The following is an 18,890-nucleotide window of genomic DNA, read 5'->3' as shown; positions in this document are numbered from 1 at the left end:
TCAGGCCGGGATCGCGTCGAGCGTACGGCGCAGGATCTGTTCGTTGCCCGCGGTGCCGCCGCCGAAGCTGCTGATGGTCACCGTGTACGTGCCCTTGCCCTCGATCAGCACCGCCTCGCCGCGGATGTCCTTGACCGCGAGGTAGCCCCGCTCGCCCCGGTCCAGGTCGACGACCTTCTCGTACTGCTGGCCGGCCTGGTCGTACTGGTAGTCGTAGGTGGCCTTGCCGGCGGTGGCGGAGGCGGTGGTGACCGCCAGCTGGGCGATGCCGTCGCCGAACGAGCAGTTCCCCTCGTCGCGCAGCTTGCGGTCGACCAGTTCGGAGACCTGGGCGGCGGTGAACGGGCACGGGGGCCGTACGTCGTCCACCGCGCCCGCGTCCACGTCGCCGCCGTCCCCGCCCGCCGCGGAGCCGGCCGGCCCGCCGTCGACGATCCCGTCGCCGGAGTCGCACCCGGCCGGCGCGAGCAGGGCGAGCAGCAGCAGGGGCAGGATCAGCCCCCGCGGGAGCCCGCCGTCGCGGCGGGCACGGGCGGTCCGGGCCGGTGTGAGCGCGTCAGTTGCCATGGCCCGACGCTAGGCGCGCCGTCACCGGCCGTAATCGGGCGTTTCCCTATGCGGTGACCTTGCCGACGGGCTCGCCGGCCCTGGCCGGCGGCGCGTCCGCGCCGCTGCGCCGTCCCACCCGGATGGCGAGCCGATCCACGTAGCCGACCATGAGCGCGACGAACAGCAGCACAAACAGGAGCAGAATGGGCAGCGGCAGGATCAGGCCGAGCGGAAGCTCGCCGCCGGCGCCGAAGGCGCGGCCGGCGATCATCGTCACCAGCGCGGGAGCGGTCAGGCTGTCCGGGCCGCGGCCCACCAGCATCCCCCACAGTGGCGACTGGACGTGCGCCAGCCAGGTCGCCAACGTGGTCACGGCCAGCATCGGCAGCGCCGGCAGCAGCAGGGTACGGCCGACGCCGCCGCCGGAGCGCCACCGCTCGTGCTGGCCTCGGAACAGCAGCGTGAACGCGAACAGCGCGGGCACCGACAGCCAGGTCGGCGGCACCAGGCCGAGGAACAAGCCGAGCTGGTCGAGTTCCCTGGTGCGCTCGAAACCGGCGATGGCCAGCGGGCCGACGCCGACGAACAACCACGGCGCGAACGGCACCAGCAGCAGTTCGCTGTAGCGCCCGAGCGGGCGCAGCGCGCCGATCCCGAACCCGGCCAGCGCGGCGAGCGCCACCGCGATGAGTGTGGACAGCAGCGGCGGCACCCAGGTGTTGGCGAACAGGTTCGAGGTCTCGACCCCCCGGGGCAGGGGCCCGGTGTCGGCGGAGAGGTTCCGCAGCCACGGCAGCGACGCCCAGACGGTCACGCCGAGGACGACGACGAGCGCGACGGCGGTCAGCCCGACGAGCAGCGGCCGGCGGCCGGAGTAGGACTCCGCCTCCCGCACGGCCGGGTCGTCCCGCCAGCCGTCGAACTCGATGCGCAGCCGGGTGGCCAGGATGAGCGCCACCGCGGCCAGTCCGAGCAGCCCGAGCAGCACCAGCAGCAGCGTCGACGTGGCCGATCCGGCGCCCAGGCGCATCGTCCGGAACGAGGTCTGCGCGGCGGTGAACACCGGCGTCGCCGTGTCGTCGCCGCGCGGCCCGCCGCCGGTCAGGATGTACGGTGCGGTGTAGGTCTGCAGGGCGGCGGCGAGAACGCTCAGGCCGAGCAGCCCACCGACGGCCAGCATGGCGGGCGCGGGCCGCTGGTCGGGCTCGCGGCGACGCAGGGCGCTCAGGTACAGCGTCGCGGCCACCGCGACGACCAGCCCGAACGTCACCTGTGCCAGCGCCGAGACGAGGAGCGTCCGGGGAGACTGCAGTTCCTGGGTGAAGGTGCCGTTCTCGATGTGCTCGGCGCGCCGGCCGAGGAACACCGCGACCGGCGCGTACGCGGCGAGCGGCAGCGCCAGCACGCCCCGGGTGACCAGGCGGGCCACCCGGCCGGCCCGGTCGGCGAGGACCGCGAGCAGCGGCGCGGCGAGCAGCGCCACCGCCAGCGGGACCAGGCCGAGCAGCACCGCGAACCCGATCTGCCCGACCACCCCGTCGGTGAAGGCGGCCTCGTAGTTCGCCGTGCCGACCGACTCGCCCGAGCGGCGCGGCCCGTCCGCCTGGAAGCTGCGGGCCGCAGTGGACAGCGTGGGCAGGACGTACGACCAGACCCAGGCGATCACCGCCGGAACGGTCAGCGCCAGCCCGATCAGGACTCGCGACGGCCGGTACGGCGGCGTGGGCGGGGGCACTGGTGCTGTCGCCTGCGGCGCGGCCGGCTGACTCATCTGGACATCCACCCTCGAAGATCGACGATCATGGCCGTCGCGACGATAACCGATGTCGTCCACCCGTGCGCCGATCCGTCGCCGCCGCGGCGGATAGGGTCGCAACCGTGCGGACCAAGCAGGAGCTGTCGACGGCGATCCGGGAACGACGGCGGGCGGCGCTCGTGGTCAACGCCCACTCCCGCCGCGGCTGGCGGCTCTACGACACCGTCCACGCACGCCTGCGGGCGGCCGGTTTCGCGCTGCTCGGCGCGTACCCGGTGGACCGGCCCGGCGAGCTGGACCGGGTGCTCGCCGAGGCCGCCGACCTCGGGCCGGACCTGCTGGTCACCGGCGGCGGCGACGGCACCGTCGGCGCCGCCGCCCGGCTGCTCGCCCACCGGGACGTCGCGATGGGCCTGCTGCCGCTGGGCACCACTAACAACTTCGCCCGCACCGTCGGCGTCCCGCTCGACCTGGACGCCGCCGTCGCGGTGCTCACCGACGGCAAGGTGATCGACGTCGACCTGGGCCTGATCGGTGACACCCGGTTCACCAACCACGTCGGGATCGGGCTGTCCGCCGACATCATGCAGGCCGCGCCGCCGGGGCTGAAGCGGGTCGTCGGGCGGCTCGCGTACCCGCTGACCGGGCTGGGGCTGCTCGCCCGGCACCGGCCGCTGGCCGTGACGGTCCGCGCCGAGGGCCGCGAGCACACGTTCACCACCCACCAGGTGTACGTGGCCAACGGCGGCTTCCACGCCGGCCGGCCCATCACCGCCGACGCCACCGCCGACGACCGGCTGCTGGTCGCGTACCCGGTGGGTGGGCCGACCCGGCGCGGGCTGCTGCGCGAGACGGCGCGCAACGCGGCGGCCGGCCACCGCCGCACGCTCGGCGACGAGCCGTTCCTGGCGGTACGCCAGCTGTGGCTGGACACCGACCGGCCGGCCCGCATCGAGGTCGACGGCGAGCCGTACGGGCAGACGCCGGTCCGCATCGGCCTGGACCCGAACGCGTTGCGGCTGATGGCCCGGGCGGACAGCCCGGATCACTGACCGTCAGGCCCAGCGCTCCTCGTCGGGCAGCGGGATCTCCGTGTTCTGCTCCACCGCGTCGGCGGCGGTGAGGTCGTCGCGCACCGACTCGCCCAGGCCGGCCCGGTCGCTCGGCGGGCGCAGCACACCCTGCTCGGCCAGGTCCGCCTCGCCCGCCTCGGGCACCGCCGCGTCGACCGTGTCGGGCGGCCCGACGAGCGTCTCGTCCTGCCGCTGCTCCTGCGCGTCGGCCTCGGGCGGGCGGCGCAGCGCGTCCTCGCTCATCGCGTCCCCGTCACGCCGAGCGCCGTACGTACGGGGCGCTCTGGTCGGCCACGTCGCCGTACTCGGCCGGGAGCTGTCCGACGACCTGGGCGTAGACGGCCGGGTCGACGGCGTCGCGCAGTACGTCGAAGACCGCCGTGACCCCGTCCCGGGCGGCGTCCACGTCCACGTCGGCGCGTCCGCTCACCCGCTCCACGAACACGTCGAGCCCGAACGGCTCGGCGTCCTCGGCCGGGCCGAACGCGTACGCCCGCAGCGCCTCCGGCAGCCGGTCGGCGAGGTCGCGGGCCTCCCCGCCGTCGATGCGCTCGGCCAGCGTGGTCAACGTCGCCCGGGTGATCGCGGTGGCCTGCTCCGCGGACGCGCCGCACCGCTGGGCCACCGCGCCGATGAACTGGTCCTGGTCCATCTCGCCGCCTTCCTCCGCCGGGATCGCCGGATTCCCACGCTGGACCTCCGCAAACGGCCGCCGGGCCGGGGGGTAGCGTGCAGCCCGGAACCCGCAGCGAGGAGGCCCGGCAGTGCAGCCGACGACCGTGGACGTGCCCACCCCCGACGGAACCGCCGACGCCTACCTGGCCACGCCGGGGACCGGCGGGCCCTTCCCGGCCGTGCTGCTGTTCATGGACGCGTTCGGGCTGCGGCCCCGGGTCGCGGAGATGGCCGCCACGATCGCCGAGCGCGGGTACGTGGTGCTCGCCCCCAACCTGTTCCACCGCGCCGGGCGCGCCCCGCTGATCGATCTCGGCGCGCTCGCCGACGACAGCCGCCGGGGCGCCCTGTTCGAGAGCATCGGGCCGATGATGGCCGCGTTGACGCCGGACGCGGTGGCCCGCGACACGGCCGCCTACCTGGACTTCCTCGCCGCCCGTCCGGACGTCGCGCCGGGTCCGGCGGCGATCACCGGCTACTGCATGGGCGGCACGAACGCGCTGCGTGCGATCGAGGCACTCCCGGACCGGATCGCCGCGGTGGCCGCGTTCCACGCCGGCCGGGTGGTCACCGACGCCCCGGACAGCCCGCACCTGGCCGTCGGCGCGGTGACCGGCGAACTCTACTTCGGGCACGCCGACGCCGACCCGTCGATGACCGCCGAGCAGATCGCCACGCTGGAGAAGACGCTGGACGCGTCCGGGGTGACCTACCGCTCCGAGGTGTACGCCGGCGCCCGCCACGGCTACACCCAGTCGGACACCCCGATGTACGACGAGCGGGCCACGCAGCGGCACTGGACGGCGCTGTTCGACCTGCTCGACCGCACGTACCGCCGCTGACCCGCCCACGGCGCGCGGGAGCGCGGCACACGATTCACCGGCCCGGAGCCGGGTAACCGACGTCATGACCGACCGCCGCGCCGACACCGTCCGCTCGCCCCTGGACCGGGCGGTCGAGCGGGGCGGTCTCGCGCTCTCCCGGGCCCGCGCCCAGGGCGGCGCGGCCGGCCGGAACCGGCTGCGCCAGCTGGAGATCACCGTGGTGATCTCCGCGCAGGCCGGGCTGGCCGCGGCGCTCGCCGCGCTGCTCGCCCAGGAGCTGCTCGGCTCCGGCGCGCACGTCTTCGCTCCCGCCGCCGCGGTCGGCACCATCGCCACCGCCATCGGCCAGCGCGCCCGTCGCACGTTCGAGCTGCTCGTCGGCGTCGGCCTCGGCATCGTGGTCGGTGACCTGCTGCGCGCGCTGCTCGGCAGCGGTTCCTGGCAGACCGGCCTGGTGGTCACGCTCGCCATCGCCACCGCCCTGCTGGTGGCCGGGCGCGGCGGCGCGCTCGTCGGCCAGGCCGGCGGCACGGCGGTGCTGATCGCCACGCTCGCGCCGGTGCAGCCCGGCCTGGAACTGCCCCGCATCTTCGACGCGCTGGTCGGCGGCCTGGTCGGTCTGTTCGTGGTGGCGCTGCTGCTGCCGGTCAACCCGATCCGCGTGCTGGACCGGGCGGTGGAACCGGTGGTCGCCCGGCTCACCGAGCAGCTCGACGCCGTCGCCCACGCGCTGACCCGGCGGGACGCCGACGCGGCCCAGCGCGCCCTGGAGGACCTGCGCGGGCTCGAACCGGACATCGGGCGGCTCAACGACGCGCTCAGCGGGGCCGAGGAGGTGGTCACCATCGCGCCGGCCCGCTGGCACCGCCGCGCCCAGTTCCACAGGTACGCCGACGCGACCCAGCACCTCGAACGGCTGCTCCTGTACGCCCGCTCGATCGCCCGCCGCTCCGCCACCGCGTTGCAGTACGACGAGCCGATCCCGCCCGCGCTGCCCGACGCGGTGGCCCGCCTCGGCGAGGCGGTGCGGGAGCTGAAGCGGGCCTGCAAGTCCGGAGAGGATCTGGAACGCACCCGGGAGCTGGTCCGGCAGGGCGCCGAGCTGGCCGGGCGCGCCTGGTCGCAGGGCGTGCGCACCTACGGCGAGGCGATGATCAGCGACCTGCGGACCGGGCAGAGCGAGCTGCTGCGGGCCACCGGCTGCCGGCCCGAGGACGCCAACGGCACAGTGCGCCGGGCCGCCGGGGCGGGGGAGGCGGAGGCGCGCCCGCCGGTCCGGGCCCGGATGAGCCGGCCGGTCCCGCGCCGGCCCGCCGGACGGCACCAGCCGAAGGCCACCGGGCGTGAACTGGCACCTGCCCGAGCCGGTCCGGCTGGTTAGCGTCGGCGCATGGACATCCGTCAGGACGCACCGGCCGCCCGCTTCGCCGCGCTCACCACCGCGCACGTCGCCGACGCCTGCCTGCGCGCCGGTGTCCCCGTCCGCTGCGCCCCGGCCGCCGTCGTCCCGGTGCTGCCCGGGCGGCGCCTGGCCGGCCGGGTCCGCCCGGCCCGGCACGCCGGCAGCGTGGACGTCTTCCTGGAGGCGATCGAGCAGGCCGCCGAGGGGGACGTGCTCGTCGTCGACGACGGCGGGCGCACCGACCGGGCCTGCGTCGGCGACCTGGTGGTGCTGGAGGCGCGGGCGGCCGGCCTGGCCGGGCTGGTGGTGTGGGGCGCGCACCGGGACACCGCGGACCTGGTCGCGGTCGGGCTGCCGGTGTTCAGCCTCGGCGCCACCCCGAGCGGGCCCCTGGAGCTGGACCCGCGTCCGGACGGGGCGCTGGCGCACGCCATGGTCGGGCCGTTCACCGTCGGCCCGCAGGATCTGGCGCTGGCCGACGACGACGGTGTGCTGTTCGTACCCGCCGATCGGGCCGGGGAACTGTTCGACCTGGCCGAGTCCATCCGGGACACCGAACGGCGGCAGGCCGACCGGATCCGGGCCGGGGAGTCGCTGCGCGCGCAGGTCGGGTTCGGCGCGTACCTGGCGGCCCGGGAGGCGGACCCGGCGCTGACGTTCCGGGCGCACCTGCGGGCGGTGGGCGGCGCGATCGAGGAGTGACCGGGTCAGCCGCCGCGCGCCCACAGCGCCAGGCGTACCCGGTTGGCGCTGCCGGTCTTGGTCATCAGGCTGGTGATGTGCGTCTTCACTGTGGTCACCCCGATGTGCAGCCGGTCGGCGATCTCGGTGTTCGACAGCCCGTCGGCGACCAGGTCCAGCACGTCCTGCTCGCGCGCGGTCAGGTCGGCCGTACGCCGGGGCGCGCCGGCGCGGGCGTGCACCGCGCGTTCGACCAGCCGGCGCAGGACGTCCGGGCTGAACGGGCTGTCCCCGGCGGCGGCGCGGCGGACGCCGTCGAGCAGGTCGGCCGGGGGCGCGTCCTTGAGCAGGAACCCGCAGGCACCTGCGGTGAGCGCGGGGTAGAGGTGGTCGTCGTCGCCGAACGTGGTGAGCACCATGATCCGGGTGGCGGGCCGGCCGGCGAGGATCCGGCTGGTCGCGGTGATCCCGTCGACGCCGGGCATCCGCAGGTCCATCACCACCACGTCGGGTCGCAGCCGCGCGGCGAGGGCGACCGCGTCCCGGCCGTTGTCGGCCTCGCCGACGACCTCGAGGTCGGGCTGGGCGTCGCAGAGCATCCGCAGGCCGGCCCGGATGAGGTGCTGGTCGTCGACCAGCAGCACCCGGATCACGCCGGCTCCGGCGTGCCCGCCCGGGGCCGGGGCGCCCGGTGGGCGGACTCGGCCGGGGGCAGCACGGTCCGGACCCGCCAGCCGGACCCGGTGGGCCCGGCCTCCAGCCGCCCGCCGAGCACCTCGACCCGCTCCCGCATCCCGACGATGCCGTGGCCGCCGCCGGTGGGCACCCCGGCCGGCGCGGCGCCCCGCCCGTCGTCGGTCACCGTCCAGTGCACCGCGCCGTCCTCGACCGACACGGTCAGGTGTGCGCGGGCCGCCGCGCCGGCGTGTTTTGCCACGTTCGTCAACGCCTCCTGGGTCAGTCGCAGCACCGCCTGGCCGCGTACCGCGTCGAGCGTGCCGACCGCGGGGTCGATGTCGGCCTCCACCACGACGCCTGCCTGCCGGGCCCGGTCGACCGCCGCGCCGAGCGCGGCCGGCAGCGCCGTCGGCTCGATCGCGGTCAGGGCGGCGTCGCCGCGGAGGCCGTCCGGGTCGCGCAGCACCGCCACCAGCCGCCGCAGGTCGGTCAGGGCGGCCGTGCCGGTGGCGTGCACGTCGTCGAACACCTCGCCGACCCGGGGGTCCAGGTCCGGCAGCACGTGCCGGGCCACGCCGACCCGCAGCACCATCGACGCGACGTGGTGCGCGAGCACGTCGTGCAGTTCCCGGGCGATGGCGCCGCGCTCGTCGGCACGGGCCGCCCGGCTCTCCGACTCGCGCCGTCGCCGTTCCGCCTCGGCCCGCTCCTCGGCCTGCCGCCCGAGTTCCCGGGTGGTCCGCACGACCAGTCCGAGCAGCAACGGCAGGCCGACGGTGACGGCCAGCCCGAACAGGCCGGTGAGCGCCGCGCGGACCGGTTCGCCGATCAGGCTGGTCAGGTCGACGACGGCGAGCAGCCCGGCGCCCAGCCAGACGGTGCGGGGCCGGGTGGCCCGCATCGTCAGCTCCAGCAGCGCCCAGCTCGCACCGACCTGGTTGATCATCACGTCGTCGACCAGGACGAGCGCGGCGACCAGCAGGACCGCCTGGATCAGCAGGTTCAGCAGCGGACGGCGGTGGCACAGCAGCGCCAGCACGAACGCCGGGACCGCCAGCGCCCACTGCGTACCGGTGGCGGCCGGGCCGCCGTGCGCGCCGAAGACCAGATAGCCGATGCCGCTGAGGTCCAGCAGCAGAATCCGCGCGAGCGTGTCGCGCGCGTCGAACAGCCGACCGACCCAGGCCACGGCGTCAGCCTAGGCAACCGGTGCGGCCGGAGGCCACCGCGTTCACCGGCCGCCGCCACCCGCCCGGCGGTCCGAGGTGGACCGCCGGGCCGAGCGGGCCGGAGACCGTGGTGCTCATCCGACCAGCACCACACCGGTACGCCGGCTGCGGCGGGCCAGCACCAGCGTGGTGGCCGTCGCCGTGGCCGCCACCAGCACCCCCGCCGCGGCGAGCGTGAGCGCGTCCGGGGCCACCAGCGGCTGCCCGCGCAACGCCTGCCCGGTCACCAGCAGGGTGAGCCCGGCGTACGCGGCACCGCCGACGAGCACCAGCCGGGCCCGGGTCAGCTCGTCCAGCCGCGCGCCGAGGAACCGGTCGAGCAGGATCGCCAGCAGCGGCAGCGCCTGCAACGCGTGCATCCCGACGAAGTGCCCGACGCGCAGGTCACCGCCGGTGGTGCTCCATCCGAGCAGCGGCAGCCCCGGGCCGCCGTCGGGCACACCGACGCTGTGCGCGCCGCTGATCCCGGCGGCCGCGCCGGCCGGGCGCTGCACCACCATCGGGAACGCGACGAGCATGCCGAGCAGGGACACGGCGAGACCGAGCCGGACCGCGTACCCACCGGCCCGGTCCGGAAGGGACCGGCGGGCCAGCACGACCGCCAGCACGAACTGGGCCGCGAACAACACGGTGATCGCCACGCCCATGACGTCGAACAGCACCGCGTTCAGCGTCGTGGTCCCGTTGAAGTGACTGGTGGTGCCCCGGAGCACCTGACCCACGATGACGACCATCTCCAGCACGGACATGGCCACGATCACGGTGGCGGCCCGCTCGGCCGCCCGGCTGCGGCGGGGCAACAGGGACAGCATCCAGGCGAGCGTGACGCCGTAGAGCACGAACGAGATCGCGAACTTCAGCGGCTTGAGCCAGATGGGCGCGCCGGTGAGCACGCGCGGGTCGGCCACGACGCCGACCGCGGCGACGACGGTGAGCACCGCCATCGCGGACACGAGGAGCATCAGGGGGCGGTGCCATCCGGCCGCCCGGTTCCGCAGGGTAGTCATGCCTGTAGATGCTCGTGACGGGCCGGGCCGGTCGCGCCCGCCCGGAGGCCGCACCCGCGGCCACGGGTCGGAGCCCGTCTCCTACTCCGGGAGGAGGCCGGGCGGTCAGTCCGGCAGCCGGGGCATCTCGACGCCCGGGTCGCGGCCGAGCAGCACGCCGCGGGTCAGCGCCCGCGAGCCGAAGCGGTCCCGCACCGCGTCGACGGCGGCGTCCAGCGCCGGACCGGGTTCGGCGGTGAACGGCAGGGTGAGCTGGGTGTGCCCGCTGCCCAGGTTGCCCACCGACACGCCGAGAAGCGTGACGCCCTGTTCCGCGATCTGCGGCAGCGCGGCGCGCAGCAGGTCACGGGCGGCGGCCCGCAACGGCCCGGTCTGCGCGGTCGGCTCGTCGAGCGTGTGCGACCGGGTGGCCCGCGTGTAGTCGGCGAAGCGCAGCCGCAACGTCACCGTGCGGCCGGTGCGCCGGGCCGCGCGCATCCGCCCGGTGACCCGGTCGACCAGCCCGGCCAGCACCGCGTCCAGGTCGGCGGGGGAGTGCGGGCCGCGTCCCAGCGCGTGCTGCGCGCCCATCGAGGAGCGGCGGCGGCCCACCTGCACCGCCCGGGGGTCGCGGTTGTGCGCCAGGGCGTGCAGGTGCCGCCCGGCGCCCGCGCCGAGCAGCGACACCAGCGCCGGCTCGTCCAGCCGGGCCACCTGCCCGACGGTACGGATGCCGCGGTCGCGCAGCCGCGCGGCGGTGACCGGGCCGACGCCCCACAGCCGTTCGACAGGCAGCGGGTGCAGGAACGCCAGTTCCCGGTCCGGCTCGACCACCAGCAGCCCGTCCGGCTTCGCCACGCCGCTGGCCACCTTCGCCAGGAACTTCGTCCGGGCCACGCCGACGGTGATCGGCAGGCCGACCTCGCGGCGTACCCGCTCCCGCAGCGTGGCCGCGACGGCGGCCGGCGCTCCGGCAAGCCGCCGCAGCCCACCCACGTCGAGGAACGCCTCGTCGATGCTGAGCCCTTCGACGAGCGGGGTGGTGTGCCGGAAGATCTCGAACACCGCCCGGCTGGCGGCCGTGTACGCGGCCATCCGGGGCGGCACCACGATCGCGTCCGGGCAGAGCCGCCGCGCCTGCCGGCCGCCCATCGCGCTGCGCACGCCCCGGGCCTTGGCCTCGTAGCTGCACGCGAGCACCACGCCGCCGCCGACGATCACCGGCCGGCCGCGCAGCCGGGGGTCGTCGCGCTGCTCGACCGAGGCGTAGAACGCGTCCAGGTCGGCGTGCAGGATGGTGGCCTCGCTCGACACCCCGCCATCTTCGCACACGTGTTCGAATCGACGGCGTTGACCTGCCTGGACACGACGACCGGCCGGCGGGAGTCCCCGCCGGCCGGTCGCGTGCGGTCACCGTCCGTAGACCTCGAACTCGTAGAGCGAGAAGCCGTACGAGGTGGCCCGCGTGACGCCGTACATCCGCACGTAGCGTGCGCTGACCGGGGCGAACGTCACGTTGTCGACGCCGCCGTTGCCGGCGGTGGTGCTGAACACCGGCTGCCAGGAGTTGCCGTCACCGGAGACCTCGATCCGGTAGCCGGTGGCGTACGCGGCCTCCCACCGCAGCACCGCCCGGCTGATCGTCCGGGCCGATCCGAGATCCACCCGCAGCCACTGGTTGTCGTTGTAGCTGCTGGCCCACCGGGTGCCGAGACTGCCGTCCACCGCCTTCGCCGGGGTGTTGCTGGTCAGGAACTGCGTGCTGGACGCGGTGGCGGTACGGCCCTGCGCCAGGTTGGTCACCGCGTCGCCCCGGCGCGCCGGGAACGAGACGACCTGCTGGTACGTGGGCCGGTTCTGCCAGGCGATCAGCGGGTGGGTGATGCCGCCGAGCCCGGACTGGGCGATCGAGTCCGCGCACCACTGGTCGCCCGCCCCGCAGGACGAGTCGCCCGGGTAGACGGTGGTCGCCGGCGCGGCCGCGGCCTGACCGAGCGTGTCGAGCAGCGACTGCCGGCACGCGCCCAGGTTGCCGTTGCCGCAGTACGTGCGTCCGAGCCCGCCGGCCACCGGGTCGCCGAGCACGGCCCGCAGGTCCTTGTCGACGTAGCCCCACCAGCCGTACTGGAACGCCGAGCCCTTGTGGGCCTGGCCCTGCGCCGCCCAGTTCACGGTGCCGTCGCGGGCGCCGTTCTGGCCGCCCGAGGGGGCCTCGTTGACCTGGAGGGCGCCGACGAGCGCGCCGTACAGGTCGGGGCCGAGCCCGGGACGGAACTGCGCCGAGGCGAGCAGCGGCCACCAGGCGTCGAAGATCCGGATGGCCTCGGCGTGCTGGTAGACCTTCGAGCCGGGTGACGTCTCCACCCGCCGCGACCCGGCCTGCTGCCAGGCCCGCAGCTTGGTCACCGCGGCGGCCAGCGCCGGGTCGGTGACCGGCGTGCTGTCGAGCACCCGCAGCAGTTCGCCGAGGACCTGCTGGCCGCGCAGGTCGGTCACCGCCGCCTCGGCGGTGATCCGCACGATGTCGGCACGGCCGACCTTGCGCTGGGCGATGGCCGCCTTCACCGGCCCGTCGAGCAGCTGACCCCGGTGCACCGCGCCGTAGCTGAAGTTGCCGTCGGCCGCGCCGAAGTCACGCGCCTGCTTGTTGTTCCAGCTGACGTAGTAGTCCTGGTTGACCGACTGCGGGTGGGCCGACGCCGGGGCGTACGTGGCGTCGTTGGTGTCCGGGTTCCAGCCGGCCCACTCGTACGCCGGCTCCGCCTTCGCGGGCAGGTTCGGGTCGAGCCCGGACGGGCGGACCGGGTTGGAGCCGGAGTTGTAGTACGCCGCCTCGGTCGAGTTGACGTAGAACCAGTTGAACGCGTACCCGACGCTGGCCGCGGACGCCTGGAACGCCGCCGCGCTGCCCATCGCCGCCGGGTCGTTGTACGCCTGGAAGCCGATCGCCGAGTCGGCCTCGTGCCGGTAGGTGGAGCGCAGCTTGGTGAACGCGGTGGGCTGCCCGTTCACCAGCCCCCGGTAGGCCACCAGCCCGTACTTGGTGCGCAGCGAGCGCAGCGTGTACGCGCCGGCCGGGGTGGAGTCGGCGAGCGTCGGCGACCAGGAGTTGCGCTTCTCCAGCACCTCCATGGCGAGGCACTGGCCGCGGTAGAGGTAGCGGTTGGAGCGCAGTGTCGGCGCGCTGCCGTCGGTGGTGCACAGCGGCACGGCGTACGTGTCGGTCAGGTCCTGGGAGGCGGAGGTGGCGCTCCACGCGTAGTCCTGGCCGCGGCCGAGCAGCACGTAGAGGTTCAGCCCGGCGAACGCCGCGCCACGTGCGCTGATGCCCGGCCCCTGGAGTTCCTGGAGCATGAGCAGTTGCGGCGCGAAGTAGCCGGTCTGCGGGCCGAACACGGCCACCGGGTTGCCGGTGGTGGTGTGCCGGCCGGAGACCACTACCGCGTTGGACATGCCGTGCGCCCGCAGGTTGGACAGGCCACCGACCAGGTCCTTGGTGGCGGCGCTGCTGCCGGTGCGGGCGGCGGCTCCGCCGGTGGCGTCGTACGCGAGCGGCTCGGCGACCACCGTCCCGGCGTCCGGCAGCACCGCGCTGGTCGCGCCGGGCGGCGTCGCGCCGTACGGGAAGCTCTGCCCGTCGTGCAGCGTCAGCACGGTCTCCGGGTCGTTCTGCGAGCGGAACGCCGTCCAGACCCGGTCGCCCTCGGTCGGGCCGTACTTGGCCCGGGCGGCCACCCGGACCAGCGCGGACTGCATCTCGCTGCCGCCGCCCCCGCCGAACAGCCCGCCGATGACACCGGCGGTGGCGATCAGGTCGGTCATGGTGAAGTGCTTCGGCTTCCCGGCGCCGGTGAGCACGTACTCGCCGGGGTAGTTGTCGTCGGCGATCGACTTGTCGATGTAGGCGTTGATGCCGGCGATGTAGTCGACGACGTCGGTGTAGAGCTGCTGGCCCCGGGTGCCCTTGAGGCGCAGCGCGTCGACCTGGGCCTGGAGGTCCGCCTCGGTGTAGGGCGAGTTGGCCCAGACGCTCTGCTCCAGCTCCCGGTTGCCCGGCGCGCCGCCGGCGAACGAGCTGACGTTGCCGCGGCCGACGTGCCGCAGCAGGTCCATCACCCAGAGCCGGTCCTGGGCGCCGGCGTACCCGGCGCCGAACATGGTGCCGGCGCGGGTGGTGCCGGTGACGTGCGGGACGCCGGTGGCCTTGTCCCGCACGATGGTGACGTCCGAGCGTGGCGAGATCCTGCTCTCGACCTGGGCGTCGGGGACGCCGAACGAGGCGTCGTTGTAGAAGTGGGCGATCTGCTCGTCGGTCAGCCCGGCGTAGTTGTAGACCAGGTTGGCGTACTCGTCGAGCTGGTCGCTGGAGTGCGCGGGACGGGTGCCGAGCGCCTGGTGGGCCAGGATGCCGGCGAGTGTGGCGTTGCCGTTCTGCCCGGGGGGCAGGATGTCGGCGCACTGGCCGAGGCAGTAGTCGTCGGGGGTGAACGTGGTGGCGGCGAGCGCCGGTGCCGGCGCGATGACCGTCAGGACGCTCGCGGTGAGGGCGGCGGCGGTGAGCGCCGCGAGGCGGGCACGGATGGCGGGTAATGGCATGGCGATCCTCCGGGGGACGCGGAGTAGGGCCGTTCGGTACGCCCGGCTGACGGCGTCTCGGCCTCCGCGCCCGGGCGTTCTGCCCGGAGGTGAGAATGACTCATATCTATCTGCGGGCAATGATCGGCGCACCACCGCCGTCCGGGATAGCCGTCGTTCACCAGTCGTCAATGCCGACGTTTCGTCGCGTTCCATCCCGCAACGACGCGGTGGGGGTGGCGCCGTTGCCACCCCCACCGCTCTCCCCGCCGGTGCGCCGTCAGTGCTTGTGGAACGACTGGCGCACCACACCCCCCACGAGCGCGCACCAGGTAGTGGTGCTGATCTTGCCGTTGGGCGGTAGTCCGTGCAGGCGCTGGAGGTCCTTCACCGCAGTGCGGGTGGCGTGGTCGTACTCGCCGGTCGGGGTGACCTCGGCGTAGCCCTTGGAGGCGAGCATGAACTGCGCGGCCACCACCGGGACGCCCGACGACTTCTGGTCCAGCTCCGGGGCCAGGGTCTCCCACGTCGGCGCCGTGAGCGTGGCGTCGACGTCGACCGGGATGCCGTTGCGCGCCTGCCAGTCCTGCACGGCCGCGACCGTGGCCGCGTCGAACACGCCCGTCACCGGCACGGTGTAGCCGCGGAACGTGAGCAGGTACTGCGCGACCCGGACCACCGGGCCGCCGACGAAGCGCCAGATGTCCGGCCAGCGGCGGGCCGGCACGTCGCCCAGCTTCGTGCCGAGCTTCTTGAACACCGCGCGGCGCAGCGCCGGGAACCCCCGGTAGAACATCGCGCCCGGGCAGAGCGTGGCGCGGAAGTCCCAGTGACCGAAGATGTCGTGGGCGTGCAGCCCGTACTGCCGGCAGATCGCTGTGCACAGCCGGGCGAGGGAGTCGAGCAGCTCCTCCGGCGGCGTCTCGGTGACGTAGGTGCCCTCGTTCTCGATGCCGATGGCCCGCCCGTTCTCGCCCGGGCAGTGCGCGGCGATCATCTGCCGGTCGCCGGCGCGCAGCCGGTCCAGGCTGCCGTGGCGTCCCTCCAGGACGTGACCGCCGCGGCTCACAGTGAAGTGCTGCCCGGTGTCGGACCAGCCGTTGCCGTCCATGTGCAGGTCCTGGCAGTCGCGGGCGAGCTGCTTGGCGTGCTCCTCGGAGTAGTCCGTGACGTTCGGGAACGCCATGTGGTGCACGATGATCTTGTTGGTCGGGATCGCGCTCACCGACAGCGGGTCGGCCGGCGGACGGGCGGCCCACTCGTCGCAGCTGATGATCCAGTCGAGGTCCGCGCCCGGCGCGGCCTGCGCGGTGCCCGGCAGGGCGAGCTCACTGCCGACGACCGCGACCGCGGCGGCGCCGAGACCGGCCCGCAGCAGCGTACGGCGGTCCAGCTCGGGGTGGTCGAAGTGCATCTCGCCTCCTCGATGGCCCGGCCGGCGCCGGGCGATGTAAAGGAACTGCAACGACTGCGCGCGTGGTGGAGAATATTGCCAAGCTCGCGCGGTGCGCCAGAGGACAAAAGCGACGTTCACCGGCCGGTGAGCCGGTTGCTCCTACCGCCGGAGTAGGCGATCTCACGTCCGCTGACCGGGACGGACCATGGCCTTCCGCGACCCGCCGTGGCGGCCTGGGCCCGTGCAGTCGCCCAGCCCGACCGGGATCGTCGTGCTCGTCGCGGTGCTCGCGGCCGCCACCGCGTTCGGCTGGTGGCGCCGCCGCCACGACGGGCGGCTGCGCGCCGTCCGGAAGGGCCCATCGGCCGCCGACGCGCCGCACCGGGCCACCCTCACCGCCCTCGGGGTACGCCCCGGCGAGGTCACGCTGGTGCAGTTCTCCGCCCCGGTCTGCGCGCCCTGCCGGGCCGCCCGCCGGGTGCTCGCCGACGTCGCCGCCCGCCTCGACGGGATCGCGGTGCTGGAGGTGGGCGTGGACGAACACCTCGACGCGGCCCGGGAACTGGACGTGTGGCGTACCCCGACGGTGCTGGTGGTGGACGCCGCAGGCCGCGTGGTGCGCCGGGCCGCCGGCGTGCCCGACCGCGACGACCTGATCGCCGCGCTCACGGCCGGGGCAGCGCGATGACCGGCGTACGGCTGACCCGCCGCCGGGTGGTGGGCCACGGCCGGCTCGCCACGAGCCTCTGTGCGGCGGCGAGTCCCGCCTGACCGACCGCCCGTTACCCCCCGCACGAACGGACCCACCCCATGCTGCTCGACCCCCGGGGACCGCGCTTCGCCGCCGTCCTCACCACAGTCGTCCTCGCGATCGTCCTCGTCACCGGCTCCGGGCTGCTCCTGCTCGCCCAGGCCGTCGTGTTCGCGCTCACCGCCCTGAACCCGCGCGTCGGCCCGTACGGCCTGCTGTTCCGCGCCCTGGTGGCGCCCCGGCTGGACCCGCCGGCGGAGCTGGAGCCGGTCGCGCCGGTGCGCTTCGCCCAGGTCGTCGGCCTGGTCTTCAGCGTCGTCGGTGCGGCCGGCTGGTTCGCCGGGCTGCCCGCGCTCGGCCTGGCCGCCGCCGGCGCGGCGCTGGCCGCCGCCTTCCTCAACGCCGCGTTCGGGCTCTGCCTCGGCTGCGAGGCGTACCTGACGATCCGGCGGCTGGCCGGACGCCCGCTCGCCGCCCGGGTGGCGGTGCCCCCGCGCTGAGGTTCCGCCCGTACGCTGGCCCCGGCGGACGGGGGAGTGGCATGGCGGGTCGAGGGCGGCTGGACCGGCGCAGCGTGCTCGTCGCCGCGGGCGGGCTGGCGGTCGCCGGGATCGGCGTGCCGATCGGGCTGGCCGCCACGAACGACGGGCCGCCGCCCCCGCCGCGCGGCCGGCGGCCGGTCAGCATGGCGATGCACCTGCACGCCTCGTTCAGCGAGGGCGTGGCCAGCTACGCCGCCCACCTCGACCAGGCCCGCCGCAACGGCGTCGACGTGCTGTGGTGGACCGACCACGACTTCCGGGTGGCCGCCCACGACCACCGCCGGGTCGTCCACTTCGACGGCCCGGAGGAACGCGAGGGCGGCCTCGCCTGGACCTGGCAGCCCGCCACCGAGGGACGGCTGACCGCCTCGGCCGCCGACTTCGTGGACGCGCCGGACGCCCCCGACGGCCCGGGCCGCGCGCTGCGCCTCACCGCCGCCGGTTCCGGCACCCTCTGGTACGCGGGCAAGGCGTGGAACTGGACGCACACCGCCAACATCTCCGACACCACACTGCACCTCGACGTACGCCCCGAAGCGGCGGGCCGGGACGCCACGCTCACCGTGGAGCTCGCGCTGTCGCACCACCCGGCCGGACCCGGCCGGCCCGCCGGGCAGCTCGTGCTGCGCTACCGCCTCGGCGGCGTGGACACGGTCCGGCACACAGTGGACGGCCGGCACGGCACCGTCGAGACGCCCGCCCCGCCCGGCGCCTGGCGGCGGCACACGTTCGACCTGCTCGCCGACGTGCGGCGGCTCTGGCCCGACCTGGTCGCCGGGGACAACTCGCTGCGCGGGCTGCGCCTCGGCGTGACAGCGGCCGGCGGTGGGCGCGGCGCGTACCTGGTGGACCGGCTCGTCTTCGACCGCGCCCGCCGCGCCGGCCAGGCGGGCGAGGAACTGCGCGCCGAGGTGCTGCGCGGCTACGACGGCGCGTACCCCGGCGTCACCCACCACCGGGCGTACGAGGTGTCGATGGTGCGGCACCTCAACTGGTTCGGCGGCGACGGCACGCTGCCGCGCTTCCCGTCCCCGCCGTACCGGGACAACGACGTCGACGCCACCGAGCGGATGGTGGAGTTCCTGCACGCGCACGGCGGGGTGGTGTGCTGGAACCACCCGCTGGACACCGAACGCCGCGAATCACTGGCCCGCCTGCTGGTCAGCCGCGACGCGCTCGGCGTCGACCTGATCGAGATCGGACGCCGGCCGGTCGAGGACCACCTCTGGGCGTACGACGTGGCGGCCCGCAACGCGATCCCGCTCACCGCCGTCGGGGTCACCGACGACCACGACGGCACCGACTGGCGGGCCGGCCGGGACCGCAACGTCACCTCCGTGTGGGCTGCCTCGACCGGCCGGGACGACCTGGTCGCGGCGCTGCGCGCCGGGCAGGCGTGGTTCGCCGACCTGACCGGCTACCGGGGCGCGCTGGACCTGGAACTGGGCGGCCGCAGCGCGATGGGCGTGCTCGCCGTGCTCGCCGAGGACACCGTCACGGTGCGGCTGCGCGCCACCGACCTGCCGGCCGGGGCCACGCTGGAGACGGTCACCGGCGACGTCGACCGGGCCGGTGTCGCGGACCCGACACCGGCGGTCCGGGTCGGGCAGGTCCCGTGGCGGCAGCTGCGGCAGGGCTGGTACGACCTGCCGGTGCGCGTCGGCGCCGGCACGTACGTCCGCACCCAGGTCCGCGACCGCGACGGCGAGATCGTCGGCGCGAGCAACCCCCTCTGGCTGCTCCGCACCCCTCCACCCGCAGGCATCCCCGCAC

Annotated in this window: 17 protein-coding genes; 7 read left to right on the top strand and 10 right to left on the bottom strand. The window is 75.2% G+C overall.

Annotation, left to right across the window (positions count from 1 at the left end; translation table 11 throughout):
• Both ABD52_RS17230 and ABD52_RS17225 read right to left on the bottom strand, forming a co-directional pair.
• The gene (locus ABD52_RS17230) at nt 1-567 is read right to left on the bottom strand and encodes a hypothetical protein (protein WP_047892482.1); all 567 of its coding nucleotides are present in this window, start codon (nt 565-567) and stop codon (nt 1-3) included.
• A 46-nt stretch (nt 568-613) separates the two neighbouring features.
• Entirely contained in the window at nt 614-2,320 is a 1,707-nt protein-coding gene (locus tag ABD52_RS17225; protein ID WP_047892481.1) for a sugar ABC transporter permease, read from the bottom strand.
• Between the two features lie 107 nt (nt 2,321-2,427).
• Between ABD52_RS17225 and ABD52_RS17220 the strand changes: the two genes are divergently transcribed.
• Entirely contained in the window at nt 2,428-3,357 is a 930-nt protein-coding gene (locus ABD52_RS17220; protein WP_047892480.1) for a diacylglycerol kinase family protein, read from the top strand.
• Between the two features lie 3 nt (nt 3,358-3,360).
• Here the strand turns inward: ABD52_RS17220 and ABD52_RS17215 are convergent, their stop codons facing one another.
• Together ABD52_RS17215 and ABD52_RS17210 are read right to left on the bottom strand one after the other, a co-directional pair.
• Nucleotides 3,361-3,621: a hypothetical protein gene (locus ABD52_RS17215; RefSeq protein WP_047892479.1), complete on the bottom strand. Its 261-nt coding sequence runs from the start codon at nt 3,619-3,621 to the stop codon at nt 3,361-3,363.
• 10 nt (nt 3,622-3,631) lie between these two features.
• Entirely contained in the window at nt 3,632-4,030 is a 399-nt protein-coding gene (locus tag ABD52_RS17210; RefSeq protein ID WP_013286467.1) for a DUF2267 domain-containing protein, read from the bottom strand.
• 112 nt (nt 4,031-4,142) lie between these two features.
• On the opposite strand from ABD52_RS17210, the gene ABD52_RS17205 reads away from it, so the two are divergent.
• From ABD52_RS17205 to ABD52_RS17195, 3 genes are all read left to right on the top strand, one after another.
• Nucleotides 4,143-4,895 (top strand): dienelactone hydrolase family protein, encoded by a 753-nt coding sequence (locus ABD52_RS17205; RefSeq protein ID WP_047892478.1) that lies wholly within the window; start codon nt 4,143-4,145, stop codon nt 4,893-4,895.
• Nucleotides 4,896-4,959: 64 nt separating this feature from the next.
• Nucleotides 4,960-6,258 (top strand): aromatic acid exporter family protein, encoded by a 1,299-nt coding sequence (locus tag ABD52_RS17200; protein ID WP_013286465.1) that lies wholly within the window; start codon nt 4,960-4,962, stop codon nt 6,256-6,258.
• Between the two features lie 9 nt (nt 6,259-6,267).
• A complete protein-coding gene (locus ABD52_RS17195; RefSeq protein WP_030273205.1) occupies nt 6,268-6,981 on the top strand; it encodes an RraA family protein in 714 nt (237 codons plus the stop codon).
• 5 nt (nt 6,982-6,986) lie between these two features.
• Here ABD52_RS17195 and ABD52_RS17190 read toward each other — a convergent pair whose 3' ends face one another.
• From ABD52_RS17190 to ABD52_RS17165, 6 genes are all read right to left on the bottom strand, one after another.
• Entirely contained in the window at nt 6,987-7,613 is a 627-nt protein-coding gene (locus ABD52_RS17190) for a response regulator transcription factor (protein ID WP_047892477.1), read from the bottom strand.
• Complete coding sequence (locus tag ABD52_RS17185) at nt 7,610-8,827, bottom strand: sensor histidine kinase (protein ID WP_013286462.1); 1,218 nt, start codon at nt 8,825-8,827, stop codon at nt 7,610-7,612. The genes ABD52_RS17190 and ABD52_RS17185 overlap by 4 nt, the downstream gene beginning before the upstream one ends.
• Before the next feature lie 114 nt (nt 8,828-8,941).
• Nucleotides 8,942-9,874, bottom strand: coding sequence for a hypothetical protein (locus ABD52_RS17180; RefSeq protein WP_047892476.1), 933 nt, complete (start codon nt 9,872-9,874; stop codon nt 8,942-8,944).
• Between the two features lie 105 nt (nt 9,875-9,979).
• Nucleotides 9,980-11,167 carry a DNA polymerase IV gene (dinB, locus tag ABD52_RS17175; protein WP_047892475.1) on the bottom strand — a complete coding sequence of 396 codons (1,188 nt, stop codon included), beginning with the start codon at nt 11,165-11,167 and terminating at the stop codon, nt 9,980-9,982.
• A 96-nt stretch (nt 11,168-11,263) separates the two neighbouring features.
• On the bottom strand, nt 11,264-14,449 hold the full coding sequence (locus ABD52_RS17170; protein WP_047892474.1) for a penicillin acylase family protein: 3,186 nt from the start codon (nt 14,447-14,449) through the stop codon (nt 11,264-11,266).
• 259 nt (nt 14,450-14,708) lie between these two features.
• Nucleotides 14,709-15,842 (bottom strand): N-acetylmuramoyl-L-alanine amidase, encoded by a 1,134-nt coding sequence (locus ABD52_RS17165; RefSeq protein ID WP_047892473.1) that lies wholly within the window; start codon nt 15,840-15,842, stop codon nt 14,709-14,711.
• 187 nt (nt 15,843-16,029) lie between these two features.
• On the opposite strand from ABD52_RS17165, the gene ABD52_RS17160 reads away from it, so the two are divergent.
• The 3 genes from ABD52_RS17160 to ABD52_RS17150 all read left to right on the top strand — a co-directional run.
• The gene (locus tag ABD52_RS17160) at nt 16,030-16,512 is read left to right on the top strand and encodes a thioredoxin family protein (protein WP_047892472.1); all 483 of its coding nucleotides are present in this window, start codon (nt 16,030-16,032) and stop codon (nt 16,510-16,512) included.
• Between the two features lie 122 nt (nt 16,513-16,634).
• The gene (locus tag ABD52_RS17155; RefSeq protein ID WP_047892471.1) at nt 16,635-17,075 is read left to right on the top strand and encodes a DUF4395 domain-containing protein; all 441 of its coding nucleotides are present in this window, start codon (nt 16,635-16,637) and stop codon (nt 17,073-17,075) included.
• Nucleotides 17,076-17,116: 41 nt separating this feature from the next.
• Nucleotides 17,117-18,890 (top strand): hypothetical protein (locus tag ABD52_RS17150; RefSeq protein ID WP_047892470.1); only part of this gene is annotated, 1,774 nt, incomplete at its 3' end.

Origin of the sequence: Micromonospora sp. RV43 (assembly GCF_001029515.1) — a bacterium.
GTDB lineage: Bacteria > Actinomycetota > Actinomycetes > Mycobacteriales > Micromonosporaceae > Micromonospora > Micromonospora aurantiaca.
Note: the sequence above shows the minus strand (reverse complement) of the source record. Positions and strands in the feature narration are given on the sequence as shown.